Source organism: Longimicrobiales bacterium, from assembly GCA_029245345.1.
Lineage (GTDB): Bacteria > Gemmatimonadota > Gemmatimonadetes > Longimicrobiales > Gaopeijiaceae > CALFPJ01.
In genome coordinates, this window is record JAQWPM010000013.1 from 50358 (window position 1) to 67882 (window position 17525).

The 17525-nt window shown below is 61.8% G+C and carries 15 protein-coding genes; 11 read left to right on the forward strand and 4 right to left on the reverse strand.

The genetic code is table 11. From position 1 onward, the window contains the following. Position 1: 1 nt before the first annotated feature. A complete protein-coding gene (locus P8L30_07225) occupies positions 2-1162 on the forward strand; it encodes a DUF819 family protein (protein MDG2239978.1) in 1161 nt (386 codons plus the stop codon). Positions 1163-1181: 19 nt separating this feature from the next. Here the strand turns inward: P8L30_07225 and P8L30_07230 are convergent, their stop codons facing one another. Together P8L30_07230 and P8L30_07235 are read right to left on the reverse strand one after the other, a co-directional pair. Then, positions 1182-2213 (reverse strand): D-2-hydroxyacid dehydrogenase, encoded by a 1032-nt coding sequence (locus tag P8L30_07230; GenBank protein ID MDG2239979.1) that lies wholly within the window; start codon positions 2211-2213, stop codon positions 1182-1184. Further along, positions 2210-2437, reverse strand: coding sequence for a hypothetical protein (locus tag P8L30_07235; protein MDG2239980.1), 228 nt, complete (start codon positions 2435-2437; stop codon positions 2210-2212). The genes P8L30_07230 and P8L30_07235 overlap by 4 nt, the downstream gene beginning before the upstream one ends. 87 nt (positions 2438-2524) lie before the next feature. Between P8L30_07235 and P8L30_07240 the strand changes: the two genes are divergently transcribed. Together P8L30_07240 and P8L30_07245 are read left to right on the forward strand one after the other, a co-directional pair. Continuing rightward, positions 2525-4063 carry an insulinase family protein gene (locus tag P8L30_07240; protein MDG2239981.1) on the forward strand — a complete coding sequence of 513 codons (1539 nt, stop codon included), beginning with the start codon at positions 2525-2527 and terminating at the stop codon, positions 4061-4063. Continuing rightward, entirely contained in the window at positions 4060-5535 is a 1476-nt protein-coding gene (locus P8L30_07245; GenBank protein MDG2239982.1) for a pitrilysin family protein, read from the forward strand. Before P8L30_07240 ends, P8L30_07245 begins: the two co-directional genes overlap by 4 nt. On the opposite strand, the gene P8L30_07250 is transcribed toward P8L30_07245, so the two are convergent. Together P8L30_07250 and P8L30_07255 are read right to left on the reverse strand one after the other, a co-directional pair. After that, positions 5521-6951 (reverse strand): aminotransferase class V-fold PLP-dependent enzyme, encoded by a 1431-nt coding sequence (locus P8L30_07250; GenBank protein MDG2239983.1) that lies wholly within the window; start codon positions 6949-6951, stop codon positions 5521-5523. The two genes, P8L30_07245 and P8L30_07250, sit on opposite strands and share 15 nt — an antisense overlap. Next, a complete protein-coding gene (locus tag P8L30_07255; protein MDG2239984.1) occupies positions 6948-8903 on the reverse strand; it encodes an ABC-F family ATP-binding cassette domain-containing protein in 1956 nt (651 codons plus the stop codon). The genes P8L30_07250 and P8L30_07255 overlap by 4 nt, the downstream gene beginning before the upstream one ends. Positions 8904-9029: 126 nt before the next feature. Between P8L30_07255 and P8L30_07260 the strand changes: the two genes are divergently transcribed. The 8 genes from P8L30_07260 to P8L30_07295 are packed head-to-tail and all read left to right on the forward strand — an operon-like array spanning position 9030 to position 17517. Beyond that, positions 9030-10031, forward strand: a complete 1002-nt coding sequence (locus tag P8L30_07260; protein ID MDG2239985.1) for a MoxR family ATPase — start codon at positions 9030-9032, stop codon at positions 10029-10031. A 23-nt stretch (positions 10032-10054) separates the two neighbouring features. After that, positions 10055-10930: a DUF58 domain-containing protein gene (locus P8L30_07265; protein ID MDG2239986.1), complete on the forward strand. Its 876-nt coding sequence runs from the start codon at positions 10055-10057 to the stop codon at positions 10928-10930. Further along, complete coding sequence (locus P8L30_07270) at positions 10927-12060, forward strand: hypothetical protein (GenBank protein MDG2239987.1); 1134 nt, start codon at positions 10927-10929, stop codon at positions 12058-12060. Before P8L30_07265 ends, P8L30_07270 begins: the two co-directional genes overlap by 4 nt. Beyond that, positions 12060-13049 (forward strand): VWA domain-containing protein, encoded by a 990-nt coding sequence (locus tag P8L30_07275; GenBank protein ID MDG2239988.1) that lies wholly within the window; start codon positions 12060-12062, stop codon positions 13047-13049. Before P8L30_07270 ends, P8L30_07275 begins: the two co-directional genes overlap by 1 nt. 19 nt (positions 13050-13068) lie before the next feature. Next, positions 13069-14100: a VWA domain-containing protein gene (locus tag P8L30_07280; GenBank protein MDG2239989.1), complete on the forward strand. Its 1032-nt coding sequence runs from the start codon at positions 13069-13071 to the stop codon at positions 14098-14100. Continuing rightward, positions 14097-14939: a tetratricopeptide repeat protein gene (locus tag P8L30_07285; GenBank protein ID MDG2239990.1), complete on the forward strand. Its 843-nt coding sequence runs from the start codon at positions 14097-14099 to the stop codon at positions 14937-14939. Before P8L30_07280 ends, P8L30_07285 begins: the two co-directional genes overlap by 4 nt. After that, positions 14933-16762, forward strand: coding sequence for a BatD family protein (locus tag P8L30_07290; GenBank protein ID MDG2239991.1), 1830 nt, complete (start codon positions 14933-14935; stop codon positions 16760-16762). The genes P8L30_07285 and P8L30_07290 overlap by 7 nt, the downstream gene beginning before the upstream one ends. Next, positions 16759-17517: a tetratricopeptide repeat protein gene (locus tag P8L30_07295; GenBank protein ID MDG2239992.1), complete on the forward strand. Its 759-nt coding sequence runs from the start codon at positions 16759-16761 to the stop codon at positions 17515-17517. The genes P8L30_07290 and P8L30_07295 overlap by 4 nt, the downstream gene beginning before the upstream one ends. The last annotated feature ends 8 nt before the right edge of the window (positions 17518-17525 follow it).

Consider the following 17525-nt stretch of genomic DNA (forward strand, 5'->3'; position numbering starts at 1 on the left):
CATGATTCGCGATCCTACCGCCGTCTTCTTTGTCCTCGCGGCTATTGTGGCCGTCGCGGTGACGCTCGAGTCACGCTACAAGACCTTCCAGGCCCTAGGCTCAGCGTTGGTTGGGATTCTCGGCGGGATGCTCCTGTCGAACATCGGGATCATCCCTGGTGAGTCGTATGCCTACGTCTTCTTGGGCGGAGCAGGAGTCAGCGCCGGGATCGTGCTCATTCTCCTCACCGTCGATGTGCGCAGCGTCATCCAAGCCGGTCCCCGCATGCTGGCGGCCTTTGGCATCGGGGCCCTCGGCTCGGCGATCGGGGCGACCGTGGCCGCTCTGCTCCTAGCCGACTCGATTGGGCCTGAGACGTGGAAGCTCGCCGGCCAGTACGCGGCTACCTATACCGGCGGGGGTGTGAACTTTGCGGCTGTTGGTGCCGCTCTCGAGACGAGCGGCGATCTGTTCGCTGCGGGCATCGCCGCCGACGTGATCGTCACCGCCGTTTGGATGGCTGCCTGTTTGGCCGTGCCAATCTTGTTTTCCGCGCGGGTCCGCCAAGCTACGCGGGAATCCTCTCCCGCAGACCGCGTGGTTCCGGATCCCGACGAGCCTCCCAACCTCCACCAGATGCTCTACTCCAGCATCGGGGCGCTGGAGTTGCAGGGTATCGCGCTCATGGTGTCGGTCGTGCTTGGGACGTTATGGGTCTCCGGCATGCTCGGTGACCTCCTCGCCCCCATTCCCAGCGTGCTCTGGCTCACGACGATCGCACTCCTCCTTGCTCAGGTGCCGCATATCAAGCGCCTCAAGGGTGCCGGTGTGATCGGCAACTACATCGTCCTCCTATTTCTTGCGAGCAATGGAGCACGGTCGGTGATCGCGAATATCATCGAGGTAGGGCCGCCCATCGTGTACTACGCGTTGATCACCGTAGGCATCCATGGCCTCGTCATTTTCGGAGTGGGGCGTCTGGTCGGGCTCGACCTGAAGACACTGGCGGTGGCGTCCCAGGCGGCCGTCGGTGGACCTGCGTCCGCGATGGCGCTCGCCACTGCTCGAGGCTACACGGACCGGCTACTGCCCGGGGTCGCTGCCGGGCTTCTAGGATACGCGGCCGGAAACTATCTGGGGCTCGTCGTGGCATCCGTACTCAGGGGCGTGCTCGCCGGCTAGCTGGTGGCAGCCGGTTCCGTCAGTAAAGCAGCACAGTGTCGAGCACGTTCAGCTGCGGCTCGCCGGCCAGGTAACGCCGCAGGTTCTCGCAGAAAATGTCGATGATCCTGCCGTTTTCGCGATCGCTCGTGCTCGCTGAATGGGGAGTGATCAAGACGTTGGGCATCTCCCAAAGTGGACTGTTCATTGGGAGTGGCTCCTCTGCGAAGACATCGAGGTAGGCGGCGGCCACATGGCCCGACTCCAGCGATGCGATCAGAGCTGGCTCGTCGACTAAAGCTCCCCTCCCGATGTTGATGAGGGCGGCCCCCCGTGGCAGTGCCGCGAGCTGTTTGGCCCCGATCATGCCTTCAGTCTCGGGGGTATGCGGAGCGACCAAGATGAGGAAGTCTGCATCTGGGAGGTGCGTCATCAAGTGACTTGGGCCCACGAGTTCGTCGACCGGAAGTGTGTCGGCCCCGGTTGTGTTCCGACGGACGCCCACGACGCGAAGGCGGAGTGCCTGAGCGACACGGGCGACCTCGCTCCCCACCGCCCCTAGGCCGACAACCACCGCCGTGCGTCCAACGAGATCCGTGGCCGCATAACGCTCCCATTCCTTGTTCGACTGAAGCGCCTGGAAATGACCGGCTCGGCGGGAGTGCATAAGCATGGACATCGCCGCGAATTCTGCCAATGGAATGGCGTGCACGCCCCTGGCGGTGGTAAACACAGTGTCCGGCATACGATCTGCATATGCCTGACGCCCCACTAGCTGTCCGATACCCGCACTGGTGGCCTGGACCCAATGGACGTTCGGCGCCAAGTCAGGCAGGTCGTCGAGGTGAGTGTGGTCAAAGTCGTACAGGATGGTGGCTTCCCCGAGGAGCCCACGCCATTCGGCTTCCTGCTCGGGCGTTCGGTCGCGATCTGCTCCCTTGTGGTCGGCGGGATACCGTGGAGGCCTGAGGAGGTCCGGCCGGTAGATGACCTCGATCTCTGGCACAGTCCGCTGCACACGCTCCACGAGATCTGGCTCGACATAACTCGCGATAAGGATTCGTTCTGTCATGACTGGCTCACGGCGAAGGATTCGATGTGGTCGAGTCGGATCCTCGGCCCGTTGTCGAGCACGAGGTATTCGGCACCATCGGACACGACGATATCAGTGATTATGCCGGTGCGCTCTCCGAGGCTGTCGGGATACCTTGCCGTGAGCGACATCCGTTGCCGTCTAACGGCTGCGGCTTCGTAATGATCGTGCAGCGAGCAGTCGATCGGTTTATATGGCTCCATCGGGTCTCTCCCTGAGTCGCGTCAGTCTTGCCGCTCCGTGCGCACCGGCGGACCTTGGCATCATCGTCAATCTCGTGGAGTTCGACCATGCGCCAAATACTTACACTCGTAGCCCTACTGGGCGTCGTCTCGCCTCTCTCCGCTCAGGACTTCGACTACACGTTGCCCATTGAGGAGCACGTCTTCGAAAATGGGCTCCGTCTTCTGGTCATGCACCGGGCGGACGATCCACGGGTCGCGGCGAAGATCTTCACGGATTTCGGGGCGATCGTCGAGGAACCGGGTGAGTTGGGTGCCGCTCACTACCTCGAGCATCTGATGTTCAAGGGCACCCAGACCATGGGGACGACGAACTGGGAAGCGGAAGAGCCTCTCATCGAAGCGCTGTTTGCCACAGAACTCGAGCTCGAAGAAGCACTCAACGCGGCCCGCAACGACATCCGAGAGCGCGGTGTGTGGGGTGACTACAAACACTCAGAGAGCACGCCCCGCATCGACTCACTTCAAGCCGAGATCGCACGCATCGATGCAGAGATCGCACAGTACCGAGACAATGGCGTCACCATGCGATGGTACCAGGCGTTTGGCGGGACCGGGCTGACCGCGACCACCGAGCAAGAGTACATGAAGTTCGACATCAATCTCCCGGCGGAGCGAGTCGGCCTTTTCTTGCGCGTCGAAGCCGACCGCATGAGGAACACCGTATTCCGTGAGTTTGATGAAGAGAGGATGATCTTGGTCGAGCAGCGTTTGGGCGACCTGAATGGGCCTGCCACGCCCTACTACGAACAGATGGCGGGCCTCACGGGCCTGGTCCATCCGGTCTTTTGGCCGGAAGGCTACATGACGGACTTCGGCGAGTATTCACGTTGGTATCAGAAGGACCTCTACGACCGTTACTTCCAGCCGAACAACACGACGCTGGTGTTCATTGGCGGCGTGACGTTGGAAGAGATGATCCCGCAGGTGGATCGTTACTTCGGGTGGATGGAACGTGTGCCGGAGCCGACCCGGGCGCGGGCTGTGGAGCCGCCGCCGGCGTCCGAGCGATCGCTGACGTACCGGAGCGACGACCTGCCGCCGCGCGTCGAGGTGCGCCACATGATTCCCGGCGTGGGGCATCCGGATCGTCCGCACTTCGACGTGGTGGGTGAAGTGCTGACCATTCAACTCGAACGTGCGCTCGAAGAGGCTGGCATCACCGCCTCTGTGAGTGTGAACACGCGCGTCGTGCACACATCACGCTTCGGTGTCCCGGGGTCGATCAACGTCGAAGTCGTGACCGGCGAGGAGAATCTCCGGGTGGCACAGTCGCTTATCGAGACCACGCTCGGCTCGTTCGGATCAGCGGAGATGACCGACGACGATCTGTGGCTTGCGAAGAAGCGTCTGCGCACGGCTTGGCATCGGACGATGCGGGATCCAGATCAGTTGGCGTTCGAGATCGGGCATTTCCAAACGATGGATCAGTGGGAGACGCTCGTCCCCTATATGGAGGCTCGTGAGACGACGACCGCAGAGGACCTGAATCGACTCGCGGCAGAGTACTTCATACCCAACAACCGCTCGTGGGGCTTCGTGAGGCCGAAGACGTCCAGGCCCATCTCTCAGGAGGACGATCGATGAGGCGCGTGAACGAAGTGAGGCCGTCCGTGTTGCTCGCCGTTGCGCTTCCGATCGCGGTTGGGGCGTTCACGTTATCCGGTTCGACCGCAGACCTGTCCGCGCAGGTCACGCCGCACCCCAGAGAGATGGGGCTGCCCACACCTGAGTCCACGCGCCCGGATCCCCCTGATTACAGGGTCGAACTCACCAACGGCCTCGTCGCCTACGTCGTGGCAGATGCCGCGGTCCCTCTCGTGACGCTCACCGCCTTCATTGGTGCGGGTTACGTCGATGGGCCAGATGGTGCGGCAGAGGTGCTCGCGCACGGACTGCGCGCGAACGGTCCGGCCGGGCTCGCTCCCGGGGCTTTTCACGAGTCGCTCCGTAGGATGACTGCCGACTACTCGGTAGCCCTCGGGCCCGAGCAGATCGAGATCACGCTGGACGTTCCCGAGGAGGACGCCTGGGGTGCGTTGGCGCTTCTCTCTGGCATGCTCCTTCGGGGCCCCGCGCTTAGCCAGGCGGACATCGATGCGCTTCAGTCCCGTGCACAGCCAGAAGGAGAGCTGATCTACGATGGATCGCTCGCGGGAGCGGCCAGCATGCACCGGCGGGGCGTGTTGGGTGGTGGGGCGTACGGCAGCGAACCTACGCCAGCGGATTATGGCCAGCTGTCGCTCCGGGACGTGGACGCATATCGATCGCGCTTCCTCGTGGCGGAAAACGTCGCCCTCGCAGTGGCGGGCCCGCTCACCATGGCGAGTGTCGAAGCGGCATTGGCGGAAGGGCTCGCCGGCATGGCATCGGGTTCAAGGCACGAGCGAAGTCGCTCTGCGGTGACGGATGCCCCGACCGAGCGGTCCGTACACACGTACCCAGCTGAAAAGCTGCAGGGTTGGCTCGTGATTGGACACGAACTACCTGTGGTGCCGGAGGAGGACGAGGCGGCGCTTCAGGTGATGAACTACATCTTGGGTGGAGGGCATTTCGATACACGTCTCTTCCGGGCTACGCGTGATCGTCGCGGCCTCACGAACGACGACTCCGGCTTTTTAGAGATGAATCGAGACGGGCCCGGGACGTATCAGTTCCAAACGTACGGACGGCCGGAGGTGGTCAGGTTGCTTCTGCACCTCACGCTCGAGGAAATCGATCGCATCAGGGCCGAACCAGTCACGGAGGAAGAACTCTTTGTCGCGAAGGGAGCACTCGCGGACGGGGTCTTCGCCGCTGGCTACCGAGATGGCTGGGCTGCAGCTCGGACGCTTGCTCAGGAGTGGGTGCGCGACGGGAGCCACGAGGCGTCCGCGTCGTATCAGGACCGCATAAGGTCCGTGACCGCGGCCGACGTGTTGGAAGCGGCTCGGCGCTACCTCCACCCTGAACGGATGACGACGGTCTTGGTGGGTCCCCTCGATGAGATCGGGAGTGCTCCGGCTATGGAAAACGAAGGGAGCTTGTCGGACTACGGGAGGGTGTCAGGAGGGCGCTGACATCTCTGCGGTGGCTTCGCGGATATCCGCCAAACACTGCTCCATCCGGTCCATATGAGTGCGAAACGACAGCACACAGATGCGGAGCAAGAAGCGCCCGTCGACGGTGGTGGCAGTGAGGTAGACGTTCTGCTTCGCGTTGACGCGCGCGAGGAGGTCTTGGTTGAGTGCGCCGAGTTCTTCTTCGCCCATCCCCGCCGGTGCCAACCTGAACGCCGTCAGCGACAAGCGCGCCTCCGCGACGATCTCCATGTCTGGGATTCCGCGGAGTTCCTCTGCAGCCCAGCGCGCGAGGTCCATCTTTTCGTCGAGCGCGTCGCGGAAAGCATCGATGCCGAACAGCTTGATGGGGAGCCAGGCGCGAAGACCCCGAAAGTCGCGTGAGAGCTCGGGGGAGATGTCGCAGAAGTCCACGAAGTCCGCGTCGTGCTGCATGACGGGCATGTAGTCAGCGAACGTTGCGTGGGCTCTGCGCAGCGTGTGCTCGTCCCGGACGATCAGGGCTCCGGTTCCATAGGGCAGGAAGAGGCCTTTGTGCGGGTCGAGAGTGACCGAGTTGGCCCGGGAGAGACCATCCATGAGCGTTCTCCCTCGCTCCGTAAGCATGAACGGAGCTCCGTACGCCCCGTCCACGTGGAGCCAGAGTTTCTCGCGCTCTGCGAGGTCCGCGATCTCGGAGAGTGGGTCCACGGCCCCTGTGTTCGTGGTGCCTGCGCTGGCCACTATTAAGAAGGGCTCGAGTCCCGCTTCGCGGTCGGCCGCGATCTGTGCCTCGAGTGCATCCACACGCATCTCGAATACTGCGTTGGTTGGGATCTCTCGAAGGTTGCCTTCGGGGAATCCAGCGAGCACAGCGGCCTTTCGAACCGAGTGATGCGTCTGGTCCGAGGTGTACATCGTACCGGACCGGAATTCCTCTGGAAGTCGCTCTCGGCGTGCCGTGACGATCGCGGTGAGGTTCGCGAGCGATCCACCGCTGGTGAGGATGCCGCCGCTCCCGGGTCCGTACCCCACAATCGTGCAGAACCAGCGCACGACGTTGAGTTCGAGTTGCACGAGGGCAGGAGCCGCCACCCACACACCGACGTATCGATTGATGGCGTTGGCCACGAGGTCGGCGACGGCGGAAGGGAAGAGCCCTCCACCGGGGATGTAGGCCAGATACCCCGGACCGGCAGTGTTAAACGAGGTTGGAAGAGCGTCTTCGAAGATCACCTTCATGAGGCTATCGAAGTCGGTCGCCCCTTCCGGAAGAGGTTCTGCGAGCGCTCGGGCCTCACTGCGTCCGTCGGTTGCGTAGGCCGCAGGTTGCTCAGACAGCGTCGAGATGTGGTCGACCACGAGACGAGAAGCTTCGGCCAGCATCTCCTGCATTTCTTGCTGGGATGGTTCCAGCGGGTAGCGTCGCTCGGTCACGAGTTTGGCACTCGCTCGATCTCGCGCTCGACTCCTTCCCATTGGGACATCACGTCCTCGACCTTCCCCTTCAGCTTCGCGCGCTCGTTGTCGAGGTCGGCCACTTCGTCTGCAGACGTGTCCTCGAAGAACCCGGGCTCACAAAAGGCTTGGTCGATCTCGGAGATCCGGGCTTCGGCGGTTTCGATCTTCCGAGTGAGGTCGTCACGCTGGCGGGTGAGCCGGTTCAGAAGGACCTCCGGCGCGACCGATCTCGCCTTCTTGTTCTCCTTCCACGAGTCTTTTCCGCTCTTCTTGGAGTCCTTTCGCTCTGCTTTTGCCTTCATGACTACGCTGTCGGAGTCGAGGTGGTCGTCTCCGCAGAAGTGCACGTACTCCTCGTAGGTGCCCAGGTAGTCCCTGACCTCGTCCGGCTTGATTTCGACAACCCGCGTCGCGAGCTGACTGACGAACCAACGGTCGTGAGACACCAGGATCAGCGTACCGTCGAAATTCTTCAGGCCGTGTACCAGCGCCTCGATGGACTCGAGGTCAAGGTGGTTGGTGGGCTCATCCAGAATCAGGACATTCGGCCTTTCGATGGCCAGTCGGCTGAAGATCAGCCTCGCTGCTTCTCCACCTGACAGCGCCTCGAGTCGTTTCTCGCCCTCGTCTCCGGAAAAGAGCATCATGCCCATCTGGCCGCGCACATACCCGCGGTCACGGCTGGCGCAGAAGTCCCACAGCCATTCTTCAGCGGTTCGCGAAGCGTCGTCGAAGTCCTCTTTGTGATCCTGGGCGAAGTAACCGCGATGGGTCTCGTACCCCCACTTCACTTCACCTTCGTCCGCTTCGAGGTCGTCCATGACGATCTTCAGGAGCGTCGACTTCCCAATCCCGTTCGGGCCCATGATGGCGAGGCGATCACCGCGGCGGACCTCGAGGTCCACTCCGTGCAGTACCTGGTTCTCACCGAAGGCCTTTGTGATGCCGGAGATGGTCAGGACCTCCTTGCCGCTCGGCCGGCGTGGTTCGAACCGGAACTTGGGATATCGGCGCGAGCTGCCTGGAAGTGCCGTGAGGTCGGCAGACTTCTTTTCGATCAGCTTGAGCTTACTCCCAGCTTGACGTGCTTTGCTGGCCTTGGCTTTGAAACGATCGACGAACTTCTGATGATGCGCGATCTCTTTTTCGCGTGAACTGATTTCCTTCTCACGACGATCGCGGTCTTCCTGCTTGGCATTGATGAAGAACGAGTAGTTGCCCTTGTAGAGCATGACCGTCTGGTAGTCCACGTCCAGGATGTCCGTCACGACCTGATCCAAGAACCGATGATCGTGGGAGATCACGACGACTGGCCCGGCGAATTCACGCAGGAACTTCTCCAGCCAACGGATCGACAGGATGTCGAGGTGGTTGGTGGGCTCATCGAGGAGGAGAACGTCAGGAGCACTCGCGAGGACCTGGGCGAGCAGGACGCGAAGGCGGAACCCGCCGGAGAGGGTCGACAGAGGTCTTCTGTGTACCTCTGCAGGGAGTCCGAGCCCTTCTAAGATTGTCGCGGCGCGGGCCTCCGCCGTGTATCCGTCGTAGAGCTGCACGATCTCTTCGAGCTCGCCGAAGCGGTCTGCGTCGAATTCGGCCTCACCACCCTCGGCGGCCGCAAGGATCTTCTCTTTCTCCGCCATGGCGTCCCAGAGATCTGGGTTGCCCATGAGCGCCACATTCAGGACCTCTTGCTCTTCGTAGAGGAACTGGTCCTGACGCAGCACGCCAAGGCGTAACCGTTTGGGGATCGAGACAGATCCCTCGGTCGATTCCATGTGCCCGCTCATCACGTTGAGGAGTGTCGTCTTGCCGCATCCGTTGGCGCCTACGAGGCCGTAGCGCTGCCCAGAATTGAGCTGAAACGACGCGCCCTCGAAGAGAGTGCGGTCACCGAACTGTTTGGAGAGGTTAGATACGGAAATCATAGAGCGAAGAATCTACACAAAAACGGCCAGCCAACCCTTCCCGGGCCGTGTGCATCCATTACCATACCGTTTATGAAACTACTGATGTAATTCAACGTCTCGGGTCCCAACCCGAACCACTGCCCTATGACCGATACACCAAGCCTCGATATCGAGGTCATTCAAGCGAAGATCCAGCAGGAAAGTGCCTTCGTGGAGCGCCTGCTCACCGAGGTCGGCCGCGTCATCGTTGGACAGAAGACGATGGTCGAGCGTTTGCTCATTGGACTGCTCGCCGACGGGCATGTTCTGATGGAAGGCGTGCCCGGCCTGGCCAAGACGCTCACGGTGAAAACGCTGGCTCAGGCCATCGACACCGAGTTCCGTCGGCTACAGTTCACGCCGGATCTTTTGCCGGCGGATCTGACGGGAACCCTGATCTACGACCCGAAGGACCAAGAGTTTAAAACCAAGAAGGGTCCGATCTTCGCCAACATCATTTTGGCGGACGAGATCAACCGGTCGCCAGCGAAAGTTCAGGCTGCGCTCCTCGAGGCGATGCAGGAGCACCAGGTCACCATTGGGGAAAAGAGTTATCCCCTGGACGACCCGTTCCTCGTGCTCGCGACGCAGAACCCGATCGAACAGGAAGGCACGTATCCGTTGCCGGAAGCCCAGGTCGACCGGTTTATGCTGAAGTTGTCGGTGGAGTATCCGACGGGGGACGAAGAGCTGCAGATCATGCGCCGTATGTCGTCAGGCGTGACTGCGGAGGTGAATCCAGTCGTTACGCCGGCGGAGATCATCAAGGCGCGTAAGGCGGTCGAGATGATCTATATGGATCAGCAAGTCGAGCGGTACATTGTCGATCTCGTTCTCGCGACGCGTGATCCGGCGGCGTATGGATTGGATGATCTGACGGACCTCATCTCCTACGGGGCGTCACCCCGAGCGACGATCTGTCTGGCCAAGACGGCGCGGGCACATGCGTTCCTGCAGCGCCGCGGCTTCGTGACCCCGGACGATGTACGTGCCATGGGAATGGACGTGCTTCGCCATCGTGTCCTCGTTACGTACGAGGCTGAGGCTGAAGAAGTCACACCTGAAGATGTGGTACAGCGGATTCTCGACAGCGTCGAAGTACCCTAGGCCTTTCTGAGGCTGCTGCTTCTATGATCCCGCGCGAGATCCTTAAGAAGGTCCGACGCATCGAGATCTCCACACGGGGTCTGGTGAACGAGGTCTTCTCCGGTGAATACCACTCGGTCTTCAAAGGCCGTGGTATGAGCTTCGCCGAGGTGCGCGAGTATCAGTACGGGGACGACATCCGGTCTATCGATTGGAACGTCACCGCGCGCAGTGGCTCGCCGTTCGTGAAGATCTTCGAAGAAGAGCGCGAACTCACCGTAATGCTACTCTTCGACGTCAGCGGCTCCGGAGACTTCGGGACGCGGGAACGTTTGAAGAGCGAGGTCGCAGTCGAGATCTGCGCGCTCCTCGCGTTCAGCGCGATCAAGAACAACGACAAGGTCGGCCTCATCATCTTCTCAGATCAGGTCGAGAAGTTCGTGCCCCCAAGAAAGGGGCGACGACATGTGCTTCGCGTCCTGCGTGAGCTGCTGTACCACGAGCCGCAGGGGAAAGGCACGGACATCGCGGGAGCCTTGGAATACCTTACGCACGTGCAACGGAAGAAGGCCGTGAGTTTCCTGGTCTCGGACTTCCAAGACGAGGGCTTCGAGAAGGCACTCGCCGTGGCGGGCCGCCGGCACGACCTCATCGCGGTGCGGCTGGGGGATCAACGCGAGCGAGACCTGCCGGAACTCGGTTTCGTCGAGCTTGAGGATCCCGAGACGGGCGAGCGCGTCGTTGTGAACACATCTGGGAAGGGCTTCCGCTCTCGTTTCAGAGATCTCGCGGCTGCAGCTCAGCTGCGCACGAACAAGATGCTGCGGAAGAGTAAGGTCGATGTCATCGACATCGAGACCGGGCAGCCTTATGTGAAGCCGCTCATGCGCTTCTTCCGTGAACGGGCGTCCAGGCAATGATGCGTCGTCTCGTCGCCGTGCGACGCCTAGCGTGGGTCGCCCTGTGGGTCACGGCAGGGATTGGCATTGCCACGCCCGCAGCGGCGCAGAGCAGGCTGATGACCTCTATCGACACCACGCTCCTGACTGTGGGCGACCGGATGACGATGGAGGTTCGGGTCTCTCATCCGGCAGGGTCTTCTTTGGAGTGGCCTGACTCGGTCAGCCTGTCTCCCATGGAGATCCTGGATGCGGCGGCGTTCCCCCCGACTTCTGGCGAGGGTGGGTTGTACTCGACGTTGCAGCTCACCATGACCGCCTTCGAACTGGGCGAGTTGGAGATCCCGAGTTTCGACGTCGAGGTTCGTAGTGAAGACGGGACCGTAGAGACACTCAGGACCGATCGGTTCGGTATTGAAGTGGTCACAGTGGGCCGGGATGAGACCGGTGACATTCGCGACATCCGGGGCCCTCTCTGGATTTCTGTGGGTGTCATTCAGGTCGGTTTCTGGTTGCTGTTCATCATCCTGGTGGTTGTGGTCTCCACCTGGTGGTTCCGACGTAGGAAAGCGAGAGGCGATGACGGCGGTCATATAGATATCGGGCCGCCGCCACGCCCTGCGCATGAGGTGGCCCTAGAGGCTTTCGCGGTGCTCGAAGCGTCGCCGATGCTCGAACGGGGTCAGGTCAAGGAGTACCACATTGAGGTGTCTGACATCCTGAGACGGTACGTGGAGGGACACTTCCAGGTGCACGCGCTGGAGATGACGACGTGGGAGGTGCTTTCGGGTCTCGAAGGGGTCGGTGTGGGCGAATCGACCCGCGGGGACTTCCGGGGCTTCTTGGACCAGTGCGACATGGTGAAGTTCGCCAAGGTGCGGCCGAGCGGTGACGACTCTGGCAAGGTCTTGGTCTTGGGCCGGTCGATCGTTGAGGCGACGAAGGATTGGAGCGCGCCGGAGCCGGAGCCAGAACCAGAGCCGGAGCCGGAGCCAGAACCAGAACCAGAGCCGGAGCCGGACGCCGCAACGGAGGGTGAGCTGCCAACTGAGGCGACGCCTGAGGTGGAATCGGAACCCGAGCCAGCGGTTGCTCCTGATGTTGGGTCGGAGACTGAGACGGTGCCCCTCCCAGAAAGGGAGGCGCCCTGATGTTCCGTTTCAACGACCCACTCGTGCTGCTCTTGCTCCTCACGTTGCCTGTCATCGCCTGGATCCGTCACAGAGCTGAGGGCAGAAGAACCGGAGCGATTCGGTTTTCTTCGGTCTCGGCAGCACGCGAAGCCGCGGGAATCACATCCGGCTGGGCGCATCGCGTGCCTGGAATCCTCCGCGCAGTGGCGTTGACCGCGTTGATCGTCGCGCTCGCGCGACCGCAAACTGGGATGACGTCGGAAGACGTCCGCACGCAGGGTATCGACATCCTGCTGGCATTGGACGTATCGAGTTCGATGCTTGCCGAGGACCTCGAGCCGAACCGCCTGTCCGCTGCTAAGAGTGTCGCGGCGGAGTTCGTTCAGGGTCGGGGCAACGACCGTATTGGCCTGATCGCCTTTGCCGGGAAGGCGTTCACTCAGGCGCCGCTTACTCTGGATTACGGCGTGGTGACCGAACTCCTGGGTGAACTGGAGATCGGGATGATCGAGGACGGGACGGCGGTCGGCATGGGCCTCGCGACGGCGGTGAAGCGCTTGCAGGCTTCGAGTGCCACCTCGAAGGTGGTCATTCTGCTCACCGACGGCCGCAGCAACCGAGGCGAGATCGGGCCGGTCACTGCCGCACAAATGGCGCAGGCCTTGGGCGTGAGGGTTTATACGATTGGGGCCGGATCCCAAGGCACCGCGCGCATGCCCGTAGTCGATCCGCTGCGAGGAACGTCGTACGCGAACGTACAGGTAGACATCGATGAGGTGTCTTTGCAGGAAATCGCGGAACTGACCGGTGGGCAGTACTTCCGAGCCACGGACACGGAGAGCTTGGCTCAGATCTGGGCGCAGATCGACGAGTTGGAGACTACCGAGATCGAGGTTCAGAACTACACGCAGTACGAGGAGCGTTTCGGCCTCGTGCTCATGTTCGGGTTCTTGATGCTGGGCCTCGAACTCGGGTTGTCCTCTACAGTGCTGCGGAGGCTGCCATGACCGCCCGGAGGTCCGCCTGATGTTCCGGTTTGGCTCTGTCGAATGGCTCTTTGGCCTTCTGCTCGTTCCGGTCGTCATCACCTTGTTGATGATGGCTGCGCGGAGCCGTCGGCGAGCACTCGACGCGTTCGGTGACTCCGACCTGGTCCGGCGCCTCACGGGTTCGGTGAACCTGACGGCCCGGCGTGTGAAATCGAGTCTGGTGGTGACAGCTGTCGCGTTGGCGGCCGTCGCGCTGGCCCGTCCACAGTTCGGGACGCGGGTCGAGACCGTGAGCAGCGTGGGGCAGGACATCATCGTGGCGCTCGACCTTTCAGAGTCCATGCTCGCCGAGGATATGGCACCGAACAGGCTCGAAGTCGCCAAATTGGCAGTGCGCCGCCTGATGTCTCAGCTGGATGGAGACCGCATTGGCTTGGTCGCGTTTGCAGCGGATGCGTTCGTGCAGGCTCCGCTCACGATCGACTATGGTGCGGCGGCGATGTTCTTGGACGCGATGCACCCGGATATGATGCCGGTGCAGGGAACCGATCTTGGCGCTGCCCTGCGGGTATCACTCGATGCACTGGCCCGGAGTGAGCGGAGCGCGCGGTCGATCGTTCTTATCACGGACTTCGAGCACCATGAAGGGATCGATATGGAGTCGCTCGAGCTCCTAGAGAGCGGGGCGGTTCCGGTGCACGTTGTGGGCATCGGTACGCTGGAAGGAGGGCCGATCCCGCAGTTCGATGAGAACGGCAGGCGTGACGGCTTCTTGAGAGACGAAGACGGCAATGTGGTAACGACGCGCCTGGCAGAGGAAGCGGTGGTCGACGTCACGAATCTGTGGGAAGGTCGCTATGTGCGTGCTGCGGACGGGGGCGGAGGACTCGATGCACTATTCGCTGAGATCGCGGGCGAGACGGGTGAGGAACTCGATGAACAACAGATCACAGTCTTCGAAGAGCAGTACCAGATCTTCCTTGCCTTGTCTGTCCTGATGTTGTTGGTGGAAGGTCTGGTGTCCGAGCGTAAGCGGAGCGTGCACGAATGGGCGGGGAGATTCGAATGAGAACGTTCATGAACATCTTGGCTCTGACCGCATCAGTGGCATTCGCCCTGGCGGCTCCGTCGGCGGTGACGGCTCAAACCGGGCGCGCCCAGGTTCAGGAAGGAAATCGTCTGTACGAAGAGGGCCGGTTCGAGGAAGCGCATCAGCGGTATCTGGAAGCGTTGGCCGAAGATCCCGCGTCTGGCCTCGTCCGCTTCAATGACGGCAATGCGCTGTATCAACAGCAGGACTACGAGAAGGCGATGGAGTCGTATCAACAGGCCATCGCGACGGGAGATCCCGACTTCGCGAGCGCCGCGTGGTACAACCTTGGAAACGCCATGTACCGCGGACAGCAGTTCGAGCAGGCGCTCGATGCTTACAAACAAGCGCTTCGCCTGAATCCCTCAGATCCTGATTCAAAGCACAATCTCGAGGCCACGCTCCAGCAGCTGGAAACCGAAGAAGAGGACCAGGAGCAGCAGGACGACGGTGAGTCCGATGAGGATGAGGGAGACGAGGAACAGCCTGAGGACGGCGAGCAGCAGAACCAAGACGGTGAGCAAGATCCTGAGGACGAGCAGCAGCCTCAGGACGGGGAAGACGAAGACGAGGGTGAGCAGGATCAGCAGCAGGGGGATGAGGGTGAGGACGAAGAAGAGCAGCCCCCTGAGCAGGGTGAAGATGAGAATGTGGGAGAACAGCCGCCGGAGCCGCAGGAAGGTGAGGCTCAGGTGCAGCCGGGTGAGATGACCGAGGAAGAAGCCGAACGCCTCCTGGATGCCATCGAAGAAGACGCGGACGAAGTGAACCGGAAGCGTGCGAACGCTCGTGGCAGGAAACCCAGGAAGCCGTGGTAGCCTCTGCTGTCCTGCGTTTCGCCACTCGGGGGCTCGTTCTCGCCCTTCTGACGAGTGCGCTGGCCCCAGGTGTGTCCGCACAAGAAATCAGCGCGCGCGCGTTCTTGTCTCCCGGCACCACGGTCGGTCTCGGCCAATCGTTCGTGCTCAATGTCGAAGTGACCGGAGCTCAACGCATCGACAATGATCCTGTGATCCCGACGCTCACTGGATTTGCTCAGTATCTCGGTTCCGGCTCGTCCACGAACATGCAGATGGGCGGTGGCCGCACCATCGTGTCCCTGACGATCCAGTATCGGTACCAGGCGCTCGTTGAAGGGACTTTCGCGATACCACCCGTCGACGTTGTCGTGGGTGGTGAGACGCTCCGAACGGAGGCGCTCCAGCTCATCATTTCATCAGCTCCGCCGCCCCAGCAGCAGGATAGGCGCGCAGTAGGAGGCGGTGCTCAGGAGGTCGGTCCGGAGGATCTGTTCGTGACTGCCGAAGCGTCCCGGACCACAGTGCGAGACGGCGAGCCTCTTGTTGTCGAATACCGCATTTGGACCAGCGTGGACGTGAGTCAGTACAGCTTCACCTCACTGCCGGAGCCCCAGGGGTTTTGGGTCGAGGACATCACCCCGGCCGGGCAGCCCCAGGTTGAGCAGAGGACTCGGAACGGCCGCGAGTATGCATCCGCCGTGATTCGGCGGGTCGCCATGGTGCCGACAGGCTCGGGGCCACGTACGCTCGATCCTCTCGGGATCGAAGCGCAGGTTCGGGTACGGAACAGCCGTGACCCGTTCGAGGGAGTCTTCGGGCGGTCGTCCTTGTTCGGCACTTCGGTCGTTCCCATTTCGGTGCTCTCGAACCCGATCGAGTTGGACATCCAGGCGCTGCCGGAAGGGGCTCCGCAGCCGTTCTCGGGTGTCGTGGGGGCGCTGTCGGTGACGTCGAGCCTGGATCGGGACTCAGTCGCTGCGAACGATGCAGTGACGCTGACCGTCATCGTTTCGGGGCGAGGAAATATCAGGGGTGTGCCCGCCCCCGAACTCAATGTACCGCCCGACTTCGAAGTGTTCCCGCCTGAGATTTCTCAGGTCACGAATGCGTCGACGTCAGGGGTCACTGGGTCTAAGACGTTCGAATTCGTGATGATTCCCAGAGTGGGCGGCTCGAGGGCCATCCCTTCCATCGAGATGGGTTACTTCGACCTCGCAGCGGGTGAGTACCGCACGGCGGCCTCAGATCCGTTGCCGTTGACGATCGCGGCGGTGGGCGATGCTTCGTATGGATTCAGCCGACTGAACATTGATCCTCAGCGTCAGGACATCCGCTTCATTCGTCTCGACGTGCCGGTGTTGCGACGTATGGACCAGAACATCTTTTCGGGGGCTGCATTCTGGATGTTGGCGTTGCTGCCTCTGATGGGGATCGCTGGAGCTCTGGGGCTTCGCAAGCACCAGGACAGGCTCTTGGGTGACGTCGCGTATGCCCGGGGACGAAGTGCCGGCAAGGTCGCCAAGAAGCGGCTGACCGAAGCACGGCGCCTCGCCGGGAAGTCGGATTATCGTGCCTTCTATGCCGAGGTGGCTCGCGCCCTCAGGGGGTTGGTCGCGGATAAGCTCAACGTCGCCGAGGCCGGCATGCAGATGAATGATCTAGAAGCAGGCGTGAAACGGGCAGGCGTTGCGGACGCCCAAGTCTCGGAGCTCCGCTCCTGTTTGGAGCTTTGCGACCGACAGCGGTTCGCCCCGCCATCGGACGATCCTGGGGAAAAGACCCGGCTGCTGGATCGCGTGGGGGGCCTTATGACGGCTCTCGATCGAGAGATTCGGCGATGAGCGTGCGTTGGCTTCTCGTATTGCTCGTGGCTGTCGGCGCACCGCAGGTGGCGCACGGCCAAGATGAGCTGTTCCAGCAGGGCAATCAGTTCTACCAAGCTGAAGACTGGAGTGAGGCGATCTCGGCATACGAGAATCTCCTCGCTGCCGGATTCGAAGGCGCAGACCTCTACTACAACCTGGGTAACGCGTACTTCAAAAAGGGTGAGCTCGGGCGCTCCATCCTGAATTGGGAGCGCGCAGCGGCGATTCAGCCTGGAGAGCCCGACCTGAGGGCGAACCTAGACCTTGCCGGATCCCTGACCATCGACGTGATCGAACCGCTTCCAGAATTCTGGTTGTTGGGCGTGTGGTCTTGGTGGCTGCACCTCATCCCGTACACCGCGCTCGTACTCTTCGTGGGCGGGTCGTGGCTTTTGCTGGTCGGTGGGAGTATCACGCGCATTCTGGGACGTTCTGATGGCTCGAGCCGATGGGGCACTCGCGCCGCTTCGGTCGGGGCCGTGGTTTTGGTCTTGGCTGGGGCGAACCTGGTCGTGCGCGAACTGGGACTGGGTCAGGCGGATCGCGGTGTGATCCTACTGGAGGCCGTCCAGGTTCGATCGGCGCCGTCCGAAGATGAGGACCTGACTTTGTTCGAGATCCACGAGGGGACGCGCGTGCGCATCGATCAGCGTGCGGGTCTGTGGGCTGAGATCGTGCTGGAGGATGGAAAAGTGGGGTGGGTGCCAGTGGAGGCGATGGAGGTCATCTGACGCGAGGC

Coding starts and splice junctions, on each gene's coding strand:
- P8L30_07255 (MDG2239984.1), bottom strand. CDS start 8,903: ATGATTTCCGTATCTAACCTCTCCAAACAGTTCGGTGACCGCACTCTC.
- P8L30_07260 (MDG2239985.1), top strand. CDS start 9,030: ATGACCGATACACCAAGCCTCGATATCGAGGTCATTCAAGCGAAGATC.
- P8L30_07270 (MDG2239987.1), top strand. CDS start 10,927: ATGATGCGTCGTCTCGTCGCCGTGCGACGCCTAGCGTGGGTCGCCCTG.
- P8L30_07285 (MDG2239990.1), top strand. CDS start 14,097: ATGAGAACGTTCATGAACATCTTGGCTCTGACCGCATCAGTGGCATTC.
- P8L30_07230 (MDG2239979.1), bottom strand. CDS start 2,213: ATGACAGAACGAATCCTTATCGCGAGTTATGTCGAGCCAGATCTCGTG.
- P8L30_07225 (MDG2239978.1), top strand. CDS start 2: ATGATTCGCGATCCTACCGCCGTCTTCTTTGTCCTCGCGGCTATTGTG.
- P8L30_07295 (MDG2239992.1), top strand. CDS start 16,759: ATGAGCGTGCGTTGGCTTCTCGTATTGCTCGTGGCTGTCGGCGCACCG.
- P8L30_07280 (MDG2239989.1), top strand. CDS start 13,069: ATGTTCCGGTTTGGCTCTGTCGAATGGCTCTTTGGCCTTCTGCTCGTT.
- P8L30_07275 (MDG2239988.1), top strand. CDS start 12,060: ATGTTCCGTTTCAACGACCCACTCGTGCTGCTCTTGCTCCTCACGTTG.
- P8L30_07245 (MDG2239982.1), top strand. CDS start 4,060: ATGAGGCGCGTGAACGAAGTGAGGCCGTCCGTGTTGCTCGCCGTTGCG.
- P8L30_07265 (MDG2239986.1), top strand. CDS start 10,055: ATGATCCCGCGCGAGATCCTTAAGAAGGTCCGACGCATCGAGATCTCC.
- P8L30_07235 (MDG2239980.1), bottom strand. CDS start 2,437: ATGGAGCCATATAAACCGATCGACTGCTCGCTGCACGATCATTACGAA.
- P8L30_07240 (MDG2239981.1), top strand. CDS start 2,525: ATGCGCCAAATACTTACACTCGTAGCCCTACTGGGCGTCGTCTCGCCT.